Below are 20,993 nucleotides of genomic sequence, written 5' to 3' on the forward strand. Positions count from 1 at the left end.
GTCGACGGGCCTCAGAATCACACCCCCATGATGGCGCAGTACTTCGCCATCAAGGCGGACTACCCCGACACGCTGGTGTTCTACCGCATGGGGGACTTCTATGAAGTCTTCTATGGCGACGCCGAAAAAGCCGCGCGCCTGCTCGACATCACGTTGACGCGGCGCGGCCAGTCGGCGGGCGAGCCGGTGGTGATGGCCGGCGTGCCCTTTCACGCGCTGGAGTCTTACCTCGCAAAGCTGATCAAACTGGGCGAATCAGTCGCCATTTGCGAACAGGTGGGCGATGTGGCCACCAGCAAGGGCCCGGTTGAGCGCAAGGTGGTGCGGGTGGTGACGCCCGGCACGCTGCTCGACGCCGAGCTGCTGGACGACAAATCCGAATCCATCCTGCTCGCCGTGCACCAGGGTGCACGTCACAACTGTGGGCTGGCCTGGCTGAGCGTGACGCAGGGCGACATTCACCTCGCGCACTGCGCGCCCGATGCACTCGAGGCCTGGCTGGACCGCATCGGCCCCAGCGAGTTGCTCTACAACGTCGATGTCACGTCGGCGTTTGAACAACGCCTGAAGGCCGCGCGCTGCGCCACCTCGGCCCGGCCCGCCTGGCAGTTTGACGGCGCACTGGGCGCGCGTCGCCTGCTGGAGCAGCTCAAGGCAGCGTCACTGTCGTCATGGAACGCCGAGGGCCTGGGCGATGCCCATGCCGCCGCCTCTGCGCTGCTGGGCTATGCCGAGCACACGCAAGGCCGTGCGCTGTCGCACATCCAGGGCCTGAAAGTGGTGCGCTCGGGCGAACTGATCGAGCTGCCGCCCAGTACCCGCCGCAACCTGGAACTCACACACACCCTGCGTGGCGAAACCTCGCCCACGCTGTTTTCGCTGATGGATACCTGCACCACCGGCATGGGCAGCCGCGCGCTCAAGAGCTGGCTGCTCAGCCCGCAGCGCGACCGCACCGAGGCCACCGGGCGGCTGGACGCCATCACCCACCTGCGCGGCGGCCTGCAGCAGACGCTGCGCCAGCAGCTCAAGGGCTGTAGCGATGTGGAGCGCATCACCGCACGCATTGCGCTGCGCCAGGTGCGCCCGCGTGAGCTGGTGGCGCTGCGCGATACGCTGCAGAAAACCGGAGGGCTCACGCCGGGCGGCAATAACCTGCCAGCGCTGTTGACGCACATTTTTTCCGACCTGCAACCACCCACCGGTTGCGCTGCGCTGCTCAGCCGCTATGTGCTGGACGAACCTGCCGCGCTGATCCGCGACGGCGGCGTCATCAACCATGGCTGTGACGCTGATCTGGACGAACTTCGCGCGATCCAGACCAATTGCGACGGTTTTCTGCTCGACCTCGAAGTGCGCGAGAAAGCCCGTACCGGCATTGCCAACCTGCGGGTGCAGTTCAACAAGGTGCATGGCTTTTACCTCGAAGTCACGCAGGGGCAGCTCGACAAGGTGCCCGACGACTACCGCCGCCGCCAGACTTTGAAGAACGCCGAGCGCTACATCACGCCCGAGCTCAAGGCCTTTGAAGACAAGGCGCTGTCGGCACAGGAGCGCGCCTTGGCACGCGAGAAATGGCTTTACGAACAGTTGCTGGATGAACTGCAGACCCACGTGCCGGCGCTCACGCGGCTGGCGCGCGCGCTGGCGTCGCTGGACGCGCTGTGCGCGCTGGCTGAGCGCTCGCTGACGCTGCAGTGGGCGGCGCCAGTGTTCGTGAAGGAACCCTGTATAGCCATCACCGCGGGCCGTCATCCGGTGGTCGAGGCGCGGCTGGCCGAGACCGGCGGCGGCAGCTTCATCGCCAACGACTGCAGCATGAGCGGCAAGCAGCGCATGCAGGTCATCACCGGCCCCAACATGGGCGGCAAGTCGACCTATATGCGTCAGGTGGCGCTGATCGTGCTACTCGCCAGCGTGGGCTCCTATGTGCCTGCCGAAGCCTGCCGGCTGGGGCCCATCGACGCCATCCACACCCGCATCGGCGCAGCCGACGACGTGGCCAACGCGCAATCGACCTTCATGCTGGAGATGACCGAGGCGGCGCAAATCCTGCACACCGCCACCCCGCATTCGCTGGTGCTGATGGACGAGATCGGCCGCGGCACCTCGACCTTCGACGGTCTGGCACTGGCTGGCGGCATTGCGGCCTACCTGCACAACAAGACGCAGGCCTTCACGCTGTTTGCCACGCACTACTTTGAGCTGACCGAATTTCCGGCGCAGCACCACGGCGCCATCAACGTGCATGTGAGTGCGGTGGAATCGGGCGCCGATATCGTGTTCATGCACCACATCGAGCCCGGCCCGGCCAGCAAGAGCTACGGCATTGCAGTGGCGCGGCTGGCGGGTGTGCCCACGGCCGTGGTCAACCATGCGCGCCATGCCCTGACCGCGCTGGAAGCCCAGCAGCACGAGACCCGTGCGCAGGTCGACCTGTTTGCACCGCCGCCGGAAGTGGCAGCCGCCGAACCACACCCGGCGATGAAGGCATTGGGTACCATAGACCCTGATGCGCTCAGCCCGCGGGAGGCGCTGGAGGCGCTGTACCAGCTCAAGAAAATGTCTGCCGCTTCATGACGCCGCCTTCCTGCCTGCCCCAGTCCTCTTTCTCGCCGCCCACGACACCAGCCACCCACACAGAGCCCCTCATGACCTACTGCGTCGCTGCCAAACTCAACGCCGGACTGGTGTTCCTCTCGGACTCCCGCACCAACGCGGGTCTGGACAACATCAGCACCTTCCGCAAGATGATCGTCTATGAAAAGCCGGGCGACCGCTTCATGGTGCTGCTGTCGGCGGGCAATCTGTCCATTTCGCAATCGGTGCGCGAAATCCTGCAGGTCGAGCATCTGAAGGACTCCGAAGGCGGCGAAGCGCTGACGATCTGGAATGCCCGGAGCATGTTCGACGCTGCACGCGTGCTGGGCTCGGCCATCCGCCATGTGCACCAGCGTGACGGCGAGGCGCTGAAGAATGCCGACCTCGACTTCAATGTGTCGCTGATCTTCGGCGGCCAGATCCGCGGCGAGAAGATGCGCCTGTTCCAGGTGTATTCCGCCGGCAACTTCATTGAAGCGACCGAAGAAACGCCCTATTTCCAGGTCGGTGAATACAAGTACGGCAAGCCCGTGCTCGACCGCGTGCTCACGCCCGAAACCCCATTGGCGGAAGCCGCCAAGTGCGTGCTGGTGTCGATGGACTCGACGATGAAATCGAATCTCTCGGTCGGCCTGCCGCTGGATCTGGTGGTCTATGAGGCCGACAGCTTCGAGAGCAACAAGATCGTCTGCATCGACAGCGAGAACCCCTACTACCGCATGATGCATAACAACTGGGGCCAGAAGCTGCGCCAGGTGTTCGACAGCATTGAAGACCCGGTCTGGGACGACGCGCACACCGACATCCCGTTGAAAATGCCCAACACCCGCCATGCGCCACTCAAGAAGATCAGCACGCCTGACGACAAACTGATCTGACGACCCGCCCGCAAGTGCCTTCCCGTTCCCGGCCGCTGGTCGTCTTTTCCCACGGCAACAGCTTTCCAGCCAGCACCTACAGCGTGCTGTTTCGCCATCTCGAATCGCGCGGCTTTCAAGTCCGTGCCATCGAGAAGTTCGGCCACGACCCGCGCTACCCTGTCACCAGCAACTGGCCGCACCTGGTGCAGCAGCTGGCGGACTTCACCGACACCGAGGTGCGTGCCACGCAGCAACCCGCCTTTCTGGTCGGGCATTCGCTCGGTGGCTTTCTGAGTCTGATGTGCGCTTCACGCCACCCGGTTCTGGGCGAGCAGGCGGTGCGCGGTGTGCTGATGCTGGACTCCCCGCTCGTCGGCGGCTGGCGTGCGACGGCGCTCAGCGTGGCCAAACGCGCGCAGCTGGTCGGTTCGGTATCGCCCGGCGCAGTGAGCAAGAAGCGCAAGCAGCAGTGGCTCAACCGCGACGAGGTGCTGGCCCATTTCCGCAGCAAGAAGGCGTTTGCGCGCTGGGACGAGCAGGTGCTGCGCGACTACATCGACCACGGCACCCATGCGGCTGACAGCGACGGGCCCGACGCCCAGCGCCTGCTGAGCTTTGACCGCGAGGTCGAAACCGCCATCTACAACACCCTGCCCGACAACCTCGAGCGCCTGCTGCGCCAGCACCCGCTGCAGTGTCCGGCAGCGTTCATTGGCGGCTGCCAGTCGGCCGAGCTGAGGCAGGTGGGGCTGGCGTTGACGGACAAAGTCACCCGTGGCCGTATCTCGATGCTCGATGGCAGCCATCTGTTTCCCATGGAAAAGCCTGCGGTCACCGCAGCCGCCGTCGAGGCCGCGCTGCTCAACCTCATGGCAACCAGTTCTGCAGCCCATTCTGCAGCCAGTCCGCCCGCCTGATTGGTTCACCCAAAGTGCCCGCGCCACGGCTAAACTCTTGCGCAGAACCCGGGACGCCAAGCCGCCTCACTGGCCCAGACCGCTGACGTCCTCGCACTTGTCATGACTGTCATGTTTTCAGGAGTTCCCATGGTCGCGCCTAATGTTGTCACCGCACTGGCCACGTTTGTCGGATGGGGCTTTCTGGCCATCCTGTCCAAATCCATGGGCGATGTGGCCACGCAAAGTGCCGCTGTCTGGCTGGCGACTGGCGTCACCTTCGGCGCACTGCTGGCCGTTCGCCCGGCCCGACGCAGCGGCGTGCTGCTGGGCACCGGTGTGGCCTGCGCCCTGCTCGGTTTGCTCGACGGCACCCCCGTGCTGCCTTCACTGGTCTTTGCGCTGAACGAAGTGCTTTCTGCCGGTGTCGGCGCCTGGGTGGCCCAGCGCTTTCGCACCACCACACCCGACGGCCGCCCCGAGCCGGGCAAGGCCTATGCCGGTTTGTTGCTGGGCGCCGCTGTCACATCCGCTGTGGGTGCCAGCGTGGCGATTGGCCTGTGGAGCTGGACACTGCCCGAACAGGTGCAACTGGCCACCGAATGGCGGGTTTGGGCTTCGACCACCTTCGTTGGCGTGCTGCTGGTCGCGCCGCTGGTGATTTCGTTCTCGGGCTTTCGCGTGCGGCGCTCTGGCGGTATGAACTCGGCCGAGTTCTTTGCCGGTGCGGGCACGCTGGTGCTGTTCTTCGTCGTGGCGACGCTGATTTTCTCCAGTGATGTCTCGGACCGGTTTGGCACCTCGCTGGGCGCCACACTGACCTATCTGCCGCTGCCCTTTATGGTGCTAACCGCCATCCTCTGGAAGGAACGCGGCGCCACCGTGGCCACGCTGATCGGCGCACTCGCACTGATCGGCTGGACGGCCGCCGGCGGCGGGCCGTTTGCCGAGATTGAAGGCTTCCGCGGTGAAGCCATCATTGAGGTGCAGGGCTATGTTGCGGTGATGGCGCTGCTGGTGGGTGTGGTCAATGCGCTGGGAGCCGTGAATGCCCATGCGCTGGCGCAGGCCAGTGACTGGCGCACCCGCTACCGCCAGATTCTGGAGTCCAACCGCACGGTGGTCGCCAACTTCGATGCCGTGAGCGGTCTGGCGCAGTGGGGCGACGGCGCCGGCCCCTTGCTGCGTGTGGACACCGCCCTGCTGCGCACCGTGCATGACCTCATCGCCCACGCAGAGCTGGAGCAGCAGACGGCCCTGCAGGCCGATTGGCGCGACCTCGCCGCCGGCCACCGCGAGCATGTGCTGTGGAAAACCGTGCTGCGCTGGAGTGATGGCAAGGTCGTCACACTCGGCGCGCGTCTTTCCAGCGTGCGCGGTGCGGACGGACAGGTCGAACAGGTGGCGGCTTTGCTGGACGTCGAGGTTCCCCATGCCGGCTGACGTGGTGACAACGAGCGCCCCCAATGCCGGGGCAGCAACACTGGACCGCAGCGTGCCGGCGGTGTTCCTGATTCATGGCCTGGGCGGCACGCAGTACGACCTGGGCTCCATGCACAAACGCCTGAAGAACGCGGGCTTCGTCACCCACTCCCTCACCCTGCCGGGCCACGGCACCACGCCTGAAGATCTGGTGAATGTGACGGCCGAGCAGTGGATGGATGCCGTGACTGCCAAGTACCACGAAGTGGCCGCGCAGCACGAGCACTTTCACCTGATGGGCATGTGCATGGGCTCGCTGCTGGCAATTGAGCTGGCCAAGCGGCAGCGACACACCTGCGGCAAGCTGATTGCGCTGGCGCCACCCATTTACATCGACGGCTGGGCCACCGCCTGGTACACGCCGCTGCGCCACCTAGTGTACTGGGTGCCCGGCCTGCAGTCGCGCATGAAGGTCGAGGAAGAAGACCCCTACGGCATCAAGAACGAACAGCTTCGCGCCATCGTCAAGGCCAAGTTCGCACGCGGGGAAGCCTTTCACTACCGCTGGGTGCCGCTGGCCTGCGTGCGGCAGGTGGACCGCCTGCGCCACTGGGTCATGACCAACCTCAAGAGCATCGTCAGCGACACGCTGGTGATTCACGCCCGCGAGGACGAGCTCACCAGCCTGAACTCCGCCAACTTTCTCGTCGAGCAGATCGGTGGCGCTAAAGCGCGCATGGTGGTGCTGGAAAACAGTTATCACATGATCTGCGTGGACAACGACCGCGAGCAGGTCGCCCGCAGCGTTCTGGAGTTCTTCGGTGCCAGCAGCGCCGCCTCGCTGGGCATGGCGGTGGACGATGCAAAGATGAGCCCCGAAGCTTTGCGCGCCTTTGCCAACGAACTGCGCGCGCTGCTCGAAGTGGGCGACTTTGCCGGCCTGTTCGGCAAGGGCACGCCCGACATGGCCTGGTTCCAGCCCGGCCACAACAGCACCAGCGGCATTTACCGCGGCAGCAAGGGGCTGCAAAGCCTGCAACGCTGGGCACAAGGCCCCGGTGAACTGGGCAGCCAGGTCAAGTTCACCGCCTTCGGCGAGCCGGTGTTCAACGCGGGCATGGCAGTGTGGCCGGCCACGCTGACGGCTGGTGCGCTGCAATCGCAGGGCGTGCTGGCCTTCGCGGTGCGGTCAGGTCGCCTGCTCGATGCGCGCTGGTTCCCGGACGATGTGGCACTGGAAGACGCCAGCTTCGGCGCCCCTGTGGCCGATACCGGACCGTCTGACATTGAGAAAGCCTTTGAAGCCGCAGGCATCGCCGTCAAGACGCTGAGCAAGCCACCCGATAACGATGCACTGCTCGACCTCTATGCGCTCTACAAGCAGGCTACCACCGGCGACGTGACGGGCGACCGACCGGGCATGATGGACATGGTGGGACGCGCCAAATACGACGCGTGGGCCAAACGCCGCGGTGAAACCCGCGAGTCGGCCATGCAGGCCTACACCGCGCTGGTGGACAAACTCAAGAACGCTTGAACGCTCCGTGGAAGGACCGGCAGCACGCCGCCTTCACATGCGTCACGCAGCCCAGTCCACCAGGCCCGACCACCAGGTGCCCAGCACCACCAGGCCGAACACAATGCGGTACCAGGCGAACGGCACAAAACTGTTGCTGGAGATATAGCGCAGCAGCCAGCGCACGCACACCCACGCGCTCAGGAACGAAAACACCAGCCCCACCGTGAAGAACGGCAGGTCGGCCATCGACAGCAGCGCGCGCTCCTTGTACAGGCTGTAGGCACCGGCGCCGATCAGCGTCGGCATGGCAAGGAAGAAAGAAAAATCGGTCGCGGCCTTGCGCGACAGACCCAGCAGCATGCCGCCGATGATGGTGGCGCCGCTGCGGCTGGTGCCGGGAATCATCGCCACGCACTGAACCAGCCCGACCTTGAGCGCATCCCACACGCGCATGTCATCGACATCGTGGATACGCGCCGCTGCCGGGTTCGCCTGCTGGCGTTTTTCAGCCCACAGAATGATGAAGCCGCCAATGATGAACGTGCTGGCCACCACCACCGGCGTGAAGAGGTGCGCCTGAATCGCCTTGCCGAACAGCAGGCCCAGAATCACCGCCGGGAAAAACGCCACCAGCACGTTGAGCGAAAAGCGCTGCGCCTTTTCTTCCGTCGGCAAAGCCACCAGCGTGCTGCGGATCTTCTGCCAGTAAACAATGATCACAGCAAAAATCGCCCCAGTCTGGATGGCGATGTCAAACACCTTGGCCTTCTCGCCGCCAAACCCGAGCAGGGAGCCGGCCAAGATCAGGTGACCGGTCGACGAGATCGGCAGGAACTCGGTCAGGCCCTCGACGATGCCCATGACGGCGGCCTTGATCAGCAATACGGTGTCCAACGGGTGCTCCTTTGATGCACCGGGATTATCGCCGTGGCGATCGCCGGTCCGGCCACGCCTCTCACCGTTCTGGTCCAAAGCCCTGGCCAACTGATGAATCTGCGCCGCAACGGTGCACAAACAGCTCGCTGCGACCCACCATCGAGCATTAGCTCAGCTAATCAATACAGACATTCATTCAATAACGGTGAAACCCGCTATCCACGTCACCGGATTGAAACTTACATTCCGTCACACCCCAACCAACGAGGTTCTGACCATGAACAATTTCAATGTACGTCGCTTGACCCTGGCGGCTCTCTGCGCTGGCCTTGCAGCCGCCACTACCCTGCTGGTCGGCTGCAACCAGACCCCTGACACCATCCGAATCGGTGTGGCGCAGCCCCTCTCGGGTAACCTCGCCGCACTCGGGCAGGACTTGCTCAACGGCGTGAAGCTGGCCGTAGCAGACATCAACCAGGAAGGCTTCAAGATCAAGGGCAAGACGGTGAAGCTGGAAGTGGTGGCCATGGACGACCGGGCCAACGCCACCACCGGCAAGGAAGTGGCGCAGCAGATGATCGACGCCGGCGTGGTCGCCGTGATCGGTAACCTCAACTCCGGCGTGAGCATTGAAGCGGCGCCCATCTACGGCGCCAAGAGCATTGCCCAGCTGGCCATCTCGACCAACCCCAAGTTCACACAACTCGGCCTGCAAACCACCTATCGGCTGGTGGCCAACGACACCCTGCAGGCCAAGGCCATCGGCTCGTTTGCAGCCAACCAGCTCAGCGCCAGCAAGTTCGCGGTGCTGGACGACGGCACGCCTTACGGCAAGGGCCTGGCCGATGGCGCGGTGGAGCAGCTCAAGTTGGCGAAAAAAGAAGTCACCATCCGCCAGTCGTTTGACGACAAGACCACCGCCTTCGATGAACTCGCCGGCAAGCTCAAGGACGGCAACGTGGAAGTGGTCGTTACCACACTCAATGATTTCCAGGTGCTGGCCCTGCTGGATGCGCTGAAGAAGGTGGAGTACACGCAGCTCAGCATTCTGGGCGGCGACACCATCAAGACCACCACCATGCTCAAGGGCAGCGACATAGTCAAAGGCCTTTACGCCACCTCACCGATTCTGGACGCCAAGGAATTCGCCAGCGGCAAGCAGTTCCTTGCCAAATACGTCGATGCATTCAAGGTAGAACCCGCCTACGGTGGCCACTACACCTACGACGCGATGTATATCCTGGCCGGCGCGATGAAGCGCGCTGATTCGGCTGATCCCAAAAGAATCACCGACACGCTGCGCAGCTTCGACGGTTATGCGCCGGTAACAGGCTCGATGAAATGGGACGATGTCGGCGAACAGCGCTACGGCGTCGTCGGTGTGTACGCGGTGCGCAAAGGCGTGTGGGACCTGCAGATGCGATCAGACCGCTGGTAGGACCGGCACAACCCCGAGGGGCGCGTGCGACAGCTTGCTGCCAGACAAAGCCGCCCTGCGCCCGCAAGTTCTCGGTAAAGCGTCCTACAGGGCCAGGGGCTCCGGCGCGGTGTACTGGACTTTGTCTATACACCCCGAGGAGTCCCGATGAAATCCACCCACAACGTCCTGTTGGCCTGGACCAAGAGCGCCGCCATCACCACCGTCATGGTCACGGGCACCGCCCTGCTGATGACGGCTTGTTCCACCGTCAAACCGCCTGCAAAAGAGTACAGCCAGGATCGCCTGGACGATCAGATGCTGGTACCCGCGGGCAACGTCGTGGCGCTGGAAACCACCGCTGTCGGCCTGCTCAATTACGAATGCCGACCCAACCCCGCCAACGCAGGCGCGATTGGCTGGGTGCTGATGAAACCCGAAGCTGAAATGCGCGACCGCACCGGCAAAGTGGTCGGCAGGTATGTCGGCCCCCCAGCCACCTGGACGCACACCGACGGCTCCAGCGTCGTTGGCACACAGCTCGCACTGGCACCCACCACCGGCGCCACCAACATTCCCAACCAGTTGTCCAGAGGCACGCCCAGCGCCGCGCCCGGTGCCATGCAGAACATCACCTATATCCAGCGCATCCGCACCAAAGGCGGTCAGGACATGAGCAAGCGCTGCACGCAGACCGAAGTCGGCGACAAGCTGACGCTGCCTTACCAGGCTGATTACATCTTCTGGAAAGCCGCTTGAACCAGCACACCGTCTGAAGGAGTCGCCATGAAACAGCGGTCTGCCGATCCCTGCCCCGGGGTACCACCCGGGCGCCGGGCACCTTTGTACAGGTCCCTCGCAGCAACGGCTGCATTGAGCCTGCTGGGCGCCTGTAGCCTGGTTGCCCCCTTGCAGAACCTCGACCAGGCCAGCTTGCCTGCCGACATTCGCGTGCCGGCGGGCAACGTGGTGGTGCTGCAGGCGCAGGGCCGTGGCGATCTTCTGTACGAATGCCAGGCCGTCCGCCGCACGCCCTTTGAATACACCTGGCTGCTGCGCAACCCCAGCCTGCAGCTGCAGGACGGGCGCGGCAATGTCGTCACCTACTACCCCGGCACCCGTTCGCGCTGGGTGCACAGCGACGGCTCCGAGGTGATAGCGCGTGAGTTTGTGGAAGTCTCCCTCAGCAGCGGCAACATGCCCTTGCTGCGTGCCAAGGCCGATCCGACCGAGGGACGCGGTGCACTCGAAAACGTGAGCTACATCCAGAACCTGCGCAACCAGGGGGGTGTGGTGACCGGCAAGTCGTGCACCGCAGCCGCACTGGGCATGCGCATGAGCGTGCCCTACGAGGCCGATTACGTCTTCTGGCGGCCTGCTGATCGCGGCTAGGCCAACTACGCAGGTTTCAGCCTTCGACGATCGCCTGGCGCAGCGTCTGAATGGCCTCGGGAATGCGCTCATCCGGCAGGTTTGAAAACCCCAGCATCAGGGCTGGCGGAAACTGCCCTTCTACGGCGAAGTCAGACAGCGGACGCGGCAGCAGCCCCAGCCGCCATGCGTTCTCGGCCACACGGCGGTCGTCCAGGTGAGGGGGAAGCCAGCCGATCAGGTGCAAACCTGCATTGAGAACCTCGGTCCGCACGAGGTCCTGCAAACTCTCACGCAAATGGTGCTGCAGTGCATCCTGACGCCTTCGATAGTGCGTCCGCATCGCACGCACATGCGATTCAAACGCACCGCTTTCAATCAGGTGCGCAATGCTGAGCTGTGTGGCCAGGTTGGGCGGCCTTCCAGCCAGATCAATCAGCTTGGACATCACATTGACGTAGCGTCGTGGCACCACCAGGTAGCCAACACCCAGCGACGGCAGCAGGGTCTTGCTGAAGGTGCCGAAATACAGAACGCGCCCGTCCGGGTCCAACCCTTGTAACGAGGGGGCCGGGGCACCGCCAAAGCGGTACTCACCGTCGTAATCATCCTCCAGCACTAGCGCGTCACGCTCATGCGCCCAGCGCAACAATTCGAGTCGCCGGCTCAGGCTCATGGTGTGACCCAACGGAGCCTGTCGCGCTGGCGTGACGTAAGCGAAGCGGGCATGGTCATCGCGCCGACGCCCCTCTGCAACCATCAGCCCCTCGGCATCGACCGGAACTGCCGTCGTCCGCAGCCCGAACAAAGCGAACGATTTGCGCGCCCCCGGGTAACCGGGGTTCTCGGTCCAGGCACCATCGCCAGGGTTGGACAGCCCGAGCATGATCAGGTGCAGTGCCTGATGGGCGCCTGAAATGATGAACACCTGCGATGGATCGCAGATCACGCCTCTGCTCGCCCCCAGGTACGCCGCCACTTGCTCTCGAAGCACTGGCGTGCCCTCGGCAGGACAGCGCGCCGCGCCGCGCCTGATCACATCCAGTGATACGCGGCGCTGGATGCGAACGTAGAGCTTTGCCGGAAAGGCGGCGATGTCCGGAATGCCGGGATGGAAAGGCTGCGCGATCATGCCGCGCTCCGCCCTTACGGCTGCTGTGCCTTCCATTCGCCTGGCCAGCGTCGGCGGGGGCGCTGCCATCTCGGCCGCTGAATCGCTGGACTGACGCGGCACCAGCACCTGGCGCGCGTCAGGCAGCACTGCAGGGATGAATGTGCCCGATTTCTCTCGCCCGATCAGATAGCCCTCGGACTTCAGCTGCTCGTAGGCCTGGGCCACGGTGGTGCGGGACACGCCCAACTCGGTGGCCAGGTTTCGGGTGGCTGGCATGCGCATGCCCGGCTTGATGCACCCCGAAATGACAAATTCACGCAAGGCCTGAAACAGCTCACGGCCGATCGGTGTGCGGCTGTCGCGAGACAGGTTCAGCCCTGGAAGTAGCGCGCCTGAGCTTTGTCGGGCCATATGAAGCTCCTGTTACCTACGGATTCTGGCCTTTCAATATATTCGATTCTGGCCATATCGGACAGTCCAGAATTTAATTAGGATGCACTTCAATGATGTCTATCCCAGCCATTTCCCAGACCGACCAGCCCTCTCCGGGCTACCTGCCGTTCCGCGCTGAGGTCGCGCCCCCTGCGCGTCCCCTGCCTCGCGGCGCTTGCGACTGCCACTTCCACATTTTTGAGCCCGGCGCCGCCCAGGACATGCCGTTTCCCTTTCAGGAGCCCCGCAGCTACACGCCGACCCAGGCCCCGCTGGCCGCGTACCGCGCGATGGCCGACGCCCTCGGTCTGGAACGCGCCGTTCTGGTGCACCCCAGTGTTTATGGCAGGGACCACACCAGCTTCGAGCACTGGCTGAAACTGTGTGGCGACTGGATGCGTGGCGTGGCCGTGGTTTACCCGGACACACCGATCGCCGACATAGAACGCTGGCATGCACTCGGTACCCGTGGCACGCGCTTCAATGCCTTGTTTGAGGGCGGCGTGTCAGCGCAGGCGCTCACGCGTATCGTTGACCGTGTGCGGGACTTTGGCTGGCACTTTCAGGTGCTGATGGATGTCTCGCGCGACCCGCAGCAGGTACTGGCCTTCGCCGACTTTGGCGTGCCGCTGGTCGTGGACCATTGCGGTCACGTTCCAGCCGATCAGGCCCTTGGCAGTGCCGGATTTCAAAACCTGTTGGCGCTGGTGCGCGAAGGGCGAGCCTGGGTGAAACTCTCCGGCCTCTACCGACTGACCAGCCAGCGCAGCGGCTTTACCGACACATTGCCGCTCGTTGAAGCATTGCTGCGGGCGAACCCCGGCCAACTGGTCTGGGGCAGCGACTGGCCGCACCCTGCCATTGCGCCGCCAATGGTTGACGACGGAGACCTCGTCCATGCCCTGCTGGATGCCTGCAGCGACGCAGAACTCCAGCAAGTGCTCGTTGACAACCCCAGCAGGCTGTACTGGGCGCAGTGAACAGAAAACCGCCACCCGTGTCATTACTATTAAAGGAGACAACCATGAACCGTCGATCCAAGCTGCACACCCTTCTGGCACTGACCGCCAGCCTTTGCCTGAGCGTCACCGGGCCAGCGCTGGCGCAAGCCCCCACCGTCATCAAGCTCGGATGGACCACATCCGACGGTGCCCAAGACCCCTATGCCTCCGGTGCCAGGGCTTTCCAGAGTGCAGTAGAGCGCGAAACGCGCGGCTCAGTACAGGTACAACTGTTCCCCAATCGCCAACTCGGCGATGAACGCCAGATGCTCGAAGGCATGCGCTTCGGCACCGTGGATGCGGGCATCATCACCAACGCGGTGATCGCACAGCTGGAGCCCGCATTCAGCGTGAACGACCTGCCCTTTCTTTTCGCCAATGAAGCGCAAGCCCACAAGGTTCTCGATGGTGCCGTCGGGGCCAACCTGTCCAAACGCCTCTCGACCAAAGGCATCGTCGTGTTGGGGTACATGGAGGGCGGGTTCCGCAACATGATCAACAACAAGCGGCCGGTCAATACGCCCGGCGATGTGACGGGGGTAAAGTACCGCGTGATGCAGAACCCGGTCTTCATTGACATGTTCAACAGCCTCGGTGGCTCGGCGGTTCCCATGGCATGGGGCGAAACCTTCACGGCCGTACAACAGGGCACCATCGACGGCCTGGAAATTCCGCTGGCAGTGATTGACGCCAACAAGTATTTCGAAGTCACCAAATTCCTCTCGCTCACCAATCACACTTACTCCATGATCGGTCTGGTGATGAGCAAACGGACCATGGACAAGCTGACGCCCGAGCAGCGCACCGCTGTCTTGAGTGCAGCCAAAAGCGCGACTGCCGTACAACGCCAGGTTTCGTTGGCTGACGCCAGAGCCACTGTCAGCAAGTTGGAGAAGAACGGCATGAAAATCAACACCGTGGCCGATGTCGGCGCCTTCCGCAAGAGCGTAGCCCCGGTTTACGACAAGTTCCGCAAGAGTGAGGCAGGCCCGTTGCTGGAGCAGGTGCTCGCCGCCGTGAAGTAACAACCCAACTTGCCATGCCTTGAAAACCAACATGAGTGACCTTGCACGCCGTCTACTCGATCAGTTGACCGGTGTGCTCAGGGTTGTGATCGTGGCACTGGCAGTTCTGATGCTGGTGTCGCTGTCACTGCAGGTGGTGATGCGCCTTGTTTTTAACGAAGCACTGAGCTGGAGCGAAGAGCTCGCCCTGGGCTGCTTCGGCTGGGTGATGATGCTGGCCATCGCCGTGGGCGTGCGCGACGCGATCCATGTGCGCATGGACCTGCTGGTCGACCAGTTGCCACCCTCTTTGCAGCGGGCAGTCGAGGTGCTGGTATCGCTTGGCATCGCCGGACTGGGCGTGTTTGTGACCTGGGCTGGCGTGCGCTACGTGGTGGATTCCTTCGGAACCACGTCGGCGGCCATCGGCTACCCCATCGCATTCCTGTATGCCAGTGCGCCAACAGGCGGTGCGTTGATCGCCATCTTTGCGCTTGAACGTGCCTTGATGGGTCCGGCACCTTCAGCACCGCCTGACGCCAAGTAAAGACCAGCGCCCAAGATGTCCACCACTGCATTGATTCTGACGGCTGGTTTTGCTGGACTCGTCATTCTCGGCTTTCCTTTCGCCTTCGCGATCGGGCTGTGCGTGCTGGCGGCAATCGTCGCGGCCGGCATCGAGCCCATGCTGCTGCCGCAGACCATGGTGGCTGGCACGCAGAGCTTCAGCCTGCTGGCCATTCCCTTCTTCATGCTGGCTGGCGAGCTGATGAGTGCGGGCGGCTTGTCGCAACGGCTGGTGCGTGTTGCCGACGTCTTCGTACGCCACCTGCCTGGCGGCATGGGCTGGGTGGTCATCGTGGCGGCCTTGGTGTTTGCCGCCGTGAGTGGTTCAGCGCCCGCAACAACGGCAGCGATTGGAGCCGTGATGATCCCGGCCATGATTGAACGCGGCTACAGCGCCGCCTACGCCACCGCCCTGACCGTGAGCGCAAGTGTTCTGGCGCCATTGATACCGCCGTCGATTGCGTTTGTCATCTGGGGCGTCATCGCCGAGCAGTCCATCGCCAAGCTCTTCCTCTCGGGCGTGCTGCCCGGGCTGCTGATGGCTGCTGGCCTGGCCGTCATCGTGACCATCCAGGCTTTGCGTGAGAAGCGACCACGCGAGAAACACGCCACGGCAGTCGAAGTGAAAGCCGCGTTGCGCGAAGGCATCTGGGCCCTGCTGGCACCTGTGGTGGTGCTGGGGGGAATCTACGGCGGCGCGTTCACGCCCACAGAAGCGGCGGTGGTGGCTTGCCTCTATGCCCTGTTCGTCGGTGGCGTGATTGAAAGGCGTCTGAAGTGGAGTCACTTGCCGGCTGTTATTGGCCGTGCGATGTCTCTCAGCGCCATCGTGATGGCCATCGTGGCTGTTTCCACTGGCTTTGGTTTTCTGGTGGCACAGGAGCAGATGGCCACCAAGCTCGCAGCCTGGTTGGGCGCCAACATCCATGAGAAATGGATCATGCTGGCTGCGCTCAACATTGGATTCTTCGTGCTCGCCGCAGTGATGGACGAGATCGCCATCATGGTGATCCTCGGCCCGATGCTGATTGCCATCGCCAATCAGTTCGGGGTGGACCCCATCCACTTCGGCGCCATGATCGTCACCAATGTGGCCATTGGAATGGCCGCACCACCCATCGGCTACTGCCTCTTCGTCGGCATGGCTATCAGCGGATTGAAGCTATGGCCGGTGGCGCGCGCCATCATGCCCTTCATCGTGATGATGCTTGTGGTGTTGATGCTGGTGACCTATGTGCCAACCTTCGCACTGGCCCTTGTGAAGTGACGGGCGTCGACCGCAACTCCGAAGAATCAGAGGCTGGCTCCTAATCCTGAACAGCGCTGGGGGTAGAAACTCCCGCCGCGATGCGGCGCACGCCACGTCACCAAATCAACCCAGTACCCCGCACATCAGCAGGTTTGCCGTACCCTGCTGGCCACTGTGCGGCTGAGACAGTGGCCAGATCAGGTCGGATGACGCCAGGTTGCCAGATCAACGTCCGTAATAGACCTGCCCATACCCGGGGCGTGGGCCCTGCACATAGTAGCCACCATGACCATCGCGGCGACCGTGCTTTTTCTTCCAGCCATGCGGATGGCCGTAATACACCGGTGCGGGCTGCACATACACAGGACGTGGCTGGTAATAAACCGGCGCAGGCTGCACGTACACAGGGCGCGGCTGGTAGTACACCGGCGCAGGCTGCACATACACCGGCGGGCTGTACACCGGGTAGGCGTTGGTCACACCGACAGCCACGCCCGGAACACCAATGCCGATGGAAAACGACACATTGTCACGGGCTTGCGCTGCGCCTGCAAAGCCCATGGCGGCGACGGCCAGGACGGCCGCTGTACCAGCAAGGGCGCGGGAGCGGTTGGCTTTGAGGGATAAGTTCATCAGGTTCTCCTTGAGCAGGCAGGAAGTGCCCACGTGTCAATTAAACGCACGGTGGCCGTAACCGCATACCGGATGCACAGTGAAGACCGTAGCGAAACGTAACCTTTGGCCCGTAGCCCTAAAATCAATCAATGAGCTCCCCCACCCCCTCTGCGACCCCTTCAGCGACCACCGACAAAGACCCCGGCAAAGAGGGCACCAAGCCCAGCAATTTCCTGCGCCAGATCATCGAAAAAGACCTGACCGAAGGCACTTACGCCACCCGCCACTGGGGCGGCAGCCCCGGCGACGCCGCCCACCACGCAGCCGGCCAGCCCGACCCGGCCAAAGTGCGCCTGCGCTTTCCGCCAGAGCCCAACGGCTACCTGCATGTGGGCCATGCCAAAAGCATTTGCCTGAACTTCGGCCTGGCGCGCGACTACGGTGGTGTGTGCCACCTGCGCTTTGACGACACCAACCCCGAAAAAGAAGACACCGAATACGTCGACAGCATCATCGACGCGGTGAAGTGGCTGGGTTTTGACTGGGTGCAATTGGGCCAGCCCGCCGGCAGCGCCAAGCCCTACCAGGCCAGCGACTACTTTGACTTCATGTACCGCGCGGCCGAGTACCTGATTGAATCCGGCAACGCGTATGTGGATGAACAAACAGCCGAAGAAATGCGCCACAACCGCGGCGACTTCGGCCACCCCGGCACCAACAGCCCCTTCCGCAGCCGCACGCCTGCCGAGAACCTGGCGCGCTTTCGCGAAATGCGAGATGGCAAGCTGCCCGACGGCGCCGCCGTGCTGCGCGCCAAGATCGACATGGCCAGCCCCAACATCAACATGCGCGACCCGGCCATCTACCGTATCCGCCGCGCGCACCACCACAACACTGGCGACAAATGGTGCATCTACCCGATGTACACCTTCGCCCACCCGATCGAAGACGCGCTGGAGCAGATCACCCACAGCATCTGCACGCTGGAGTTTGAAGACCAGCGCCCGTTTTACGACTGGCTGCTCGATCGCTTGGCCGAAGGCCGTTTGATTGAATCACCGCATCCCCGCCAGTACGAATTTGCCCGCCTGAACCTCACCTACGTGCTCACCAGCAAACGCAAGCTGGCCCAGCTGGTGAACGAGAAGCGCGTGAGCGGCTGGGACGACCCGCGCATGCCCACCATCGTCGGCCTGCGCCGCCGCGGCTACACGCCCGAGGCACTGCAACTGTTTGCCGAGCGCATTGGCGTGAGCAAGAGCGACAGCTGGATCGACTACAGCACGCTCGAAGGCGCGCTGCGCGACACGCTGGACCCAGTAGCACCGCGCGCCATGGCCGTGCTGGACCCGGTGAAGCTGGTACTGACCAATTGGGACGAGGTCATGGGTACCGATAGCTTGGACGAGTGCAGCGCCCCTGTGCACCCGCACCACCCCGAACAAGGCAAACGCAGCTTCAAGATCGGCAAAGAGGTGTGGATTGAACGCACCGACTACGAAGAAACCCCGCCCAAAGGCTTCTTCCGTCTTTATCCGCCGCAGCGCACGGTGGATGGTTCTATGACTCCCGGCAACAAGGTTCGCCTGAAATACGGCCACGTCATCGAATGCACGGGCGCCACCAAAGACGCCTCAGGCAACGTGACCGAAGTGCACGCCACCCTGATCCCCAACACCAAGAGCGGCACCCCGGGCTCCGACGCCATCAAGGTCAAAGGCGTGATCACCTGGGTCTGCGTGAGCGATGCCGCACAGGCCGAAGTGCGCCTATATGACCGCCTGTTCAAGACCGAACACCCCGGCGCCGGCGACAACGATTTTCTGGAAGAGCTGAATCCGGGCAGCCTCACCGTGGTGACTGCCTATGTGGAGCCTTCAGCCGCCGCAGCGCCTGCGGGGCAGCGGTTCCAGTTTGAGCGGCACGGGTACTTTGTGACGGACATGCTTGATCACCAATTGGGCAAGGCCGTGTTCAACCGGGTGACAGGGATGAAGGACTCGTTCAGCAAATAAGTTACTACTAAAAGAGTTCTCCGAAGGCTAAAGTGCACACGATATTGAGTTGAGAACATAAACTCACGAGCAACGACCGACTGAGAGAAATAAAATGAAGCTACTTTCTTTTGAGATAAACAACTACAAATCCCTCAGGTCGGTGCAGCTTATCCCCTCAGATATGACAGTGATCATTGGAGCAAATGGTTCTGGTAAATCAAACCTTTCCAGCTCTTTTGACTTCATTGCCGATATCTATGCCAATGGAATTGATTTTGCTGTTGCAAAAAAGGGAGGATTCGAAAATATCGCATTCCGTCGACAACGGCGGACGAAATCCGCAGTCACTTTTGTAATTAAAGCTGAGTTTGAGAAAGCTGAGGCCAGACGAGCAGTAAGCCGCAGCTTTGTCCTTCGGTCCATATCGGCTGCTAGAGTTCGTGCAATTAGCTTTGAACACAAAATTTCTCTGCGAGCGTCTAAGCAAGCAATCAGTGCTGATTACTACGTAGAAGACGAGCTTATTGAGCTGGTGATAGGGTTAAATCAACCAGAGTCTTCGCGTGACCCTGACGTTATTACCATCACACTAAGAAAAAATGATGGAAAAGTAAGTTTTCAAAGCTCGAATGCAGAAATAGGCGATAGATTTAAAGAATATCTTCGATTAGTAGGCGATCCTTCGGAGCAAATTGCCAATACAGAAGGCGACGAAAGCTATGTCAGAGTATTTTTTCCAGCAATTGCTACTGCGTTATCGGGAATCTCAGTCTTTCAGTTTTCACCGCAAATTTGCAGAACGCCAGGAGCACCATCTCCAAATCCTCGATTGTCTGGCTATGGTCAGAACCTGCCCTCACTAATTGATTGGCTTTCAAGAAAACATCCCGCCAAATGGGAATCTGTGGTCTCCTCTATGAGATCGATTGTGCCAACTCTTGAAAGTATTTCCACTCAATATCTTCATACTAAAACGCTAGGTTTAGTTTTTCAGGAAGAAGGCTTTAATCGACCGTGGACCGCAGAAGACGTTTCAGACGGCACTATTCAATCCCTTGCAATATTGGTATCGCTTGCTGACCCCAGAAATGACCTCATGTTCATTGAGGAGCCAGAGAACTCAGTACACCCTTGGATAGTACGTCAACTTGCGAATCAGTTGAAGAAGATAAGCAAGCAAAAACAGGTCTTCGTCACAACGCACTCCCCCGTAATACTTAACTTAGTATCCCCGAATGACGTGTGGGTTTGCTTCAAAATAAACGGAGAAACGTCAATACGTAACTTGACAGAGATAGGACCGGAGATCATTCACGATTGGGAAAATGGGCAAGGTCGATTGTTCGATTTGTTGGATCTAGGAATAGTGGATGAAGCCGTTCCTTCTGGGAGATAGCTGTGGCGCGAATAGGAATAGTTGTTGAAGGCAACGGCGAAGTACCCGCTTTTAAGCAGCTGATACCCAAACTGACGTCGCCGAACGGAATTCTTGGCCAACCGCTTAGGGCGGATCTACAACCGAAAGCTACGCCAGCCCAGGTCGCAGCCTCAGCCAAAGCGGCTATTGGCTACTTTTGCAGGCGCAATGTAGACCTTATCGTGGTCCTAATTGATCTAGAAGACAACCCAAGTGCAAGTACGTTTTCTAAAAATCTGCAAGCAGCTTTTACTAAGTTGTATCCTCACATAGCGGTAGAAGTCGTAGTTAAAAATAGTTGCGTCGAAAACTGGCTCATAGCAGATGTAGACGCATTACGAAAGCAGCCCAAGCGATTTGCAGTTACGCCCGCACTTGTAAGAAGCGTCTGTCCGGACAAGGCAGACTCTCTCGACGCGCAAACCTTGCTAAATAAAGCTGCTTTGAAATTTGAGTATGACAAAGGCGCAGACCCTCAAAAAATCATGTCTCATCAAAACCCGTTAGAGGTAGCTCAGCATTCACGATCTTTTCGAAGGTTTTTGCGAGTCATAGGAAATCCAGATTACCAACATCAAAGTCGCTCTCCGGTGTAAAGAACAGCCATAAAGCGGTAAGTTAAATGGTCACTACAC

18 protein-coding genes are annotated in these 20,993 nt (G+C 61.4%); 15 read left to right on the forward strand and 3 right to left on the reverse strand.

Going from position 1 to position 20,993, the window contains the following annotated elements:
* Positions 1–27: 27 nt before the first annotated feature.
* From mutS to AAG793_RS06780, 5 genes are all read left to right on the forward strand, one after another.
* Entirely contained in the window at positions 28–2,580 is a 2,553-nt protein-coding gene (gene mutS, locus AAG793_RS06760; RefSeq protein WP_341905924.1) for a DNA mismatch repair protein MutS, read from the forward strand.
* Positions 2,581–2,651: 71 nt separating this feature from the next.
* Entirely contained in the window at positions 2,652–3,479 is an 828-nt protein-coding gene (locus tag AAG793_RS06765) for a proteasome-type protease (RefSeq protein ID WP_341905927.1), read from the forward strand.
* A 14-nt stretch (positions 3,480–3,493) separates the two neighbouring features.
* On the forward strand, positions 3,494–4,378 hold the full coding sequence (locus AAG793_RS06770) for an alpha/beta hydrolase (RefSeq protein ID WP_341905930.1): 885 nt from the start codon (positions 3,494–3,496) through the stop codon (positions 4,376–4,378).
* A gap of 129 nt (positions 4,379–4,507) precedes the next feature.
* The gene (locus AAG793_RS06775) at positions 4,508–5,800 is read left to right on the forward strand and encodes an MASE1 domain-containing protein (protein ID WP_341905933.1); all 1,293 of its coding nucleotides are present in this window, start codon (positions 4,508–4,510) and stop codon (positions 5,798–5,800) included.
* Positions 5,790–7,316 carry an acyl-CoA-binding protein gene (locus tag AAG793_RS06780; RefSeq protein WP_341905936.1) on the forward strand — a complete coding sequence of 509 codons (1,527 nt, stop codon included), beginning with the start codon at positions 5,790–5,792 and terminating at the stop codon, positions 7,314–7,316. Before AAG793_RS06775 ends, AAG793_RS06780 begins: the two co-directional genes overlap by 11 nt.
* Positions 7,317–7,358: 42 nt before the next feature.
* On the opposite strand, the gene AAG793_RS06785 is transcribed toward AAG793_RS06780, so the two are convergent.
* Positions 7,359–8,192: an undecaprenyl-diphosphate phosphatase gene (locus tag AAG793_RS06785; protein WP_341905941.1), complete on the reverse strand. Its 834-nt coding sequence runs from the start codon at positions 8,190–8,192 to the stop codon at positions 7,359–7,361.
* 259 nt (positions 8,193–8,451) lie between these two features.
* Here AAG793_RS06785 and AAG793_RS06790 point away from each other — a divergent pair, with 259 nt between their 5' ends.
* The 3 genes from AAG793_RS06790 to AAG793_RS06800 all read left to right on the forward strand — a co-directional run bounded on the left by AAG793_RS06790 (position 8,452) and on the right by AAG793_RS06800 (position 10,983).
* Positions 8,452–9,612, forward strand: a complete 1,161-nt coding sequence (locus tag AAG793_RS06790; protein ID WP_341905944.1) for a branched-chain amino acid ABC transporter substrate-binding protein — start codon at positions 8,452–8,454, stop codon at positions 9,610–9,612.
* A 147-nt stretch (positions 9,613–9,759) separates the two neighbouring features.
* The gene (locus AAG793_RS06795) at positions 9,760–10,350 is read left to right on the forward strand and encodes a DUF3455 domain-containing protein (protein ID WP_341905946.1); all 591 of its coding nucleotides are present in this window, start codon (positions 9,760–9,762) and stop codon (positions 10,348–10,350) included.
* Between the two features lie 150 nt (positions 10,351–10,500).
* Positions 10,501–10,983 carry a DUF3455 domain-containing protein gene (locus AAG793_RS06800; protein WP_341905949.1) on the forward strand — a complete coding sequence of 161 codons (483 nt, stop codon included), beginning with the start codon at positions 10,501–10,503 and terminating at the stop codon, positions 10,981–10,983.
* Between the two features lie 16 nt (positions 10,984–10,999).
* On the opposite strand, the gene AAG793_RS06805 is transcribed toward AAG793_RS06800, so the two are convergent.
* Complete coding sequence (locus AAG793_RS06805; RefSeq protein ID WP_341905952.1) at positions 11,000–12,487, reverse strand: PLP-dependent aminotransferase family protein; 1,488 nt, start codon at positions 12,485–12,487, stop codon at positions 11,000–11,002.
* 95 nt (positions 12,488–12,582) lie between these two features.
* Between AAG793_RS06805 and AAG793_RS06810 the strand changes: the two genes are divergently transcribed.
* Genes AAG793_RS06810 through AAG793_RS06825 form a run of 4 tightly spaced genes read left to right on the forward strand, consistent with a single transcriptional unit; the run spans position 12,583 to position 16,347 of the window.
* Positions 12,583–13,488: an amidohydrolase family protein gene (locus AAG793_RS06810; RefSeq protein ID WP_341905955.1), complete on the forward strand. Its 906-nt coding sequence runs from the start codon at positions 12,583–12,585 to the stop codon at positions 13,486–13,488.
* 44 nt (positions 13,489–13,532) lie between these two features.
* On the forward strand, positions 13,533–14,534 hold the full coding sequence (locus AAG793_RS06815; RefSeq protein WP_341905958.1) for a TRAP transporter substrate-binding protein: 1,002 nt from the start codon (positions 13,533–13,535) through the stop codon (positions 14,532–14,534).
* Between the two features lie 31 nt (positions 14,535–14,565).
* Positions 14,566–15,060, forward strand: coding sequence for a TRAP transporter small permease (locus AAG793_RS06820; RefSeq protein ID WP_341905961.1), 495 nt, complete (start codon positions 14,566–14,568; stop codon positions 15,058–15,060).
* Between the two features lie 15 nt (positions 15,061–15,075).
* Positions 15,076–16,347, forward strand: coding sequence for a TRAP transporter large permease (locus AAG793_RS06825; RefSeq protein WP_341905964.1), 1,272 nt, complete (start codon positions 15,076–15,078; stop codon positions 16,345–16,347).
* Between the two features lie 207 nt (positions 16,348–16,554).
* On the opposite strand, the gene AAG793_RS06830 is transcribed toward AAG793_RS06825, so the two are convergent.
* A complete protein-coding gene (locus AAG793_RS06830) occupies positions 16,555–16,962 on the reverse strand; it encodes a hypothetical protein (RefSeq protein ID WP_341905967.1) in 408 nt (135 codons plus the stop codon).
* 131 nt (positions 16,963–17,093) lie between these two features.
* On the opposite strand from AAG793_RS06830, the gene AAG793_RS06835 reads away from it, so the two are divergent.
* The 3 genes from AAG793_RS06835 (at position 17,094) to AAG793_RS06845 (ending at position 20,954) form a co-directional block, all read left to right on the forward strand.
* Positions 17,094–18,959: a glutamine--tRNA ligase/YqeY domain fusion protein gene (locus AAG793_RS06835; RefSeq protein ID WP_341905970.1), complete on the forward strand. Its 1,866-nt coding sequence runs from the start codon at positions 17,094–17,096 to the stop codon at positions 18,957–18,959.
* A gap of 94 nt (positions 18,960–19,053) precedes the next feature.
* Positions 19,054–20,337 (forward strand): AAA family ATPase, encoded by a 1,284-nt coding sequence (locus tag AAG793_RS06840; protein WP_341905972.1) that lies wholly within the window; start codon positions 19,054–19,056, stop codon positions 20,335–20,337.
* Between the two features lie 2 nt (positions 20,338–20,339).
* Positions 20,340–20,954 (forward strand): DUF4276 family protein, encoded by a 615-nt coding sequence (locus tag AAG793_RS06845; protein WP_341905975.1) that lies wholly within the window; start codon positions 20,340–20,342, stop codon positions 20,952–20,954.
* Positions 20,955–20,993 lie beyond the last annotated feature (39 nt).

The sequence above is a fragment of the Polaromonas sp. YR568 genome (genome assembly GCF_943372955.1).
Classification (GTDB): domain Bacteria; phylum Pseudomonadota; class Gammaproteobacteria; order Burkholderiales; family Burkholderiaceae_C; genus Polaromonas.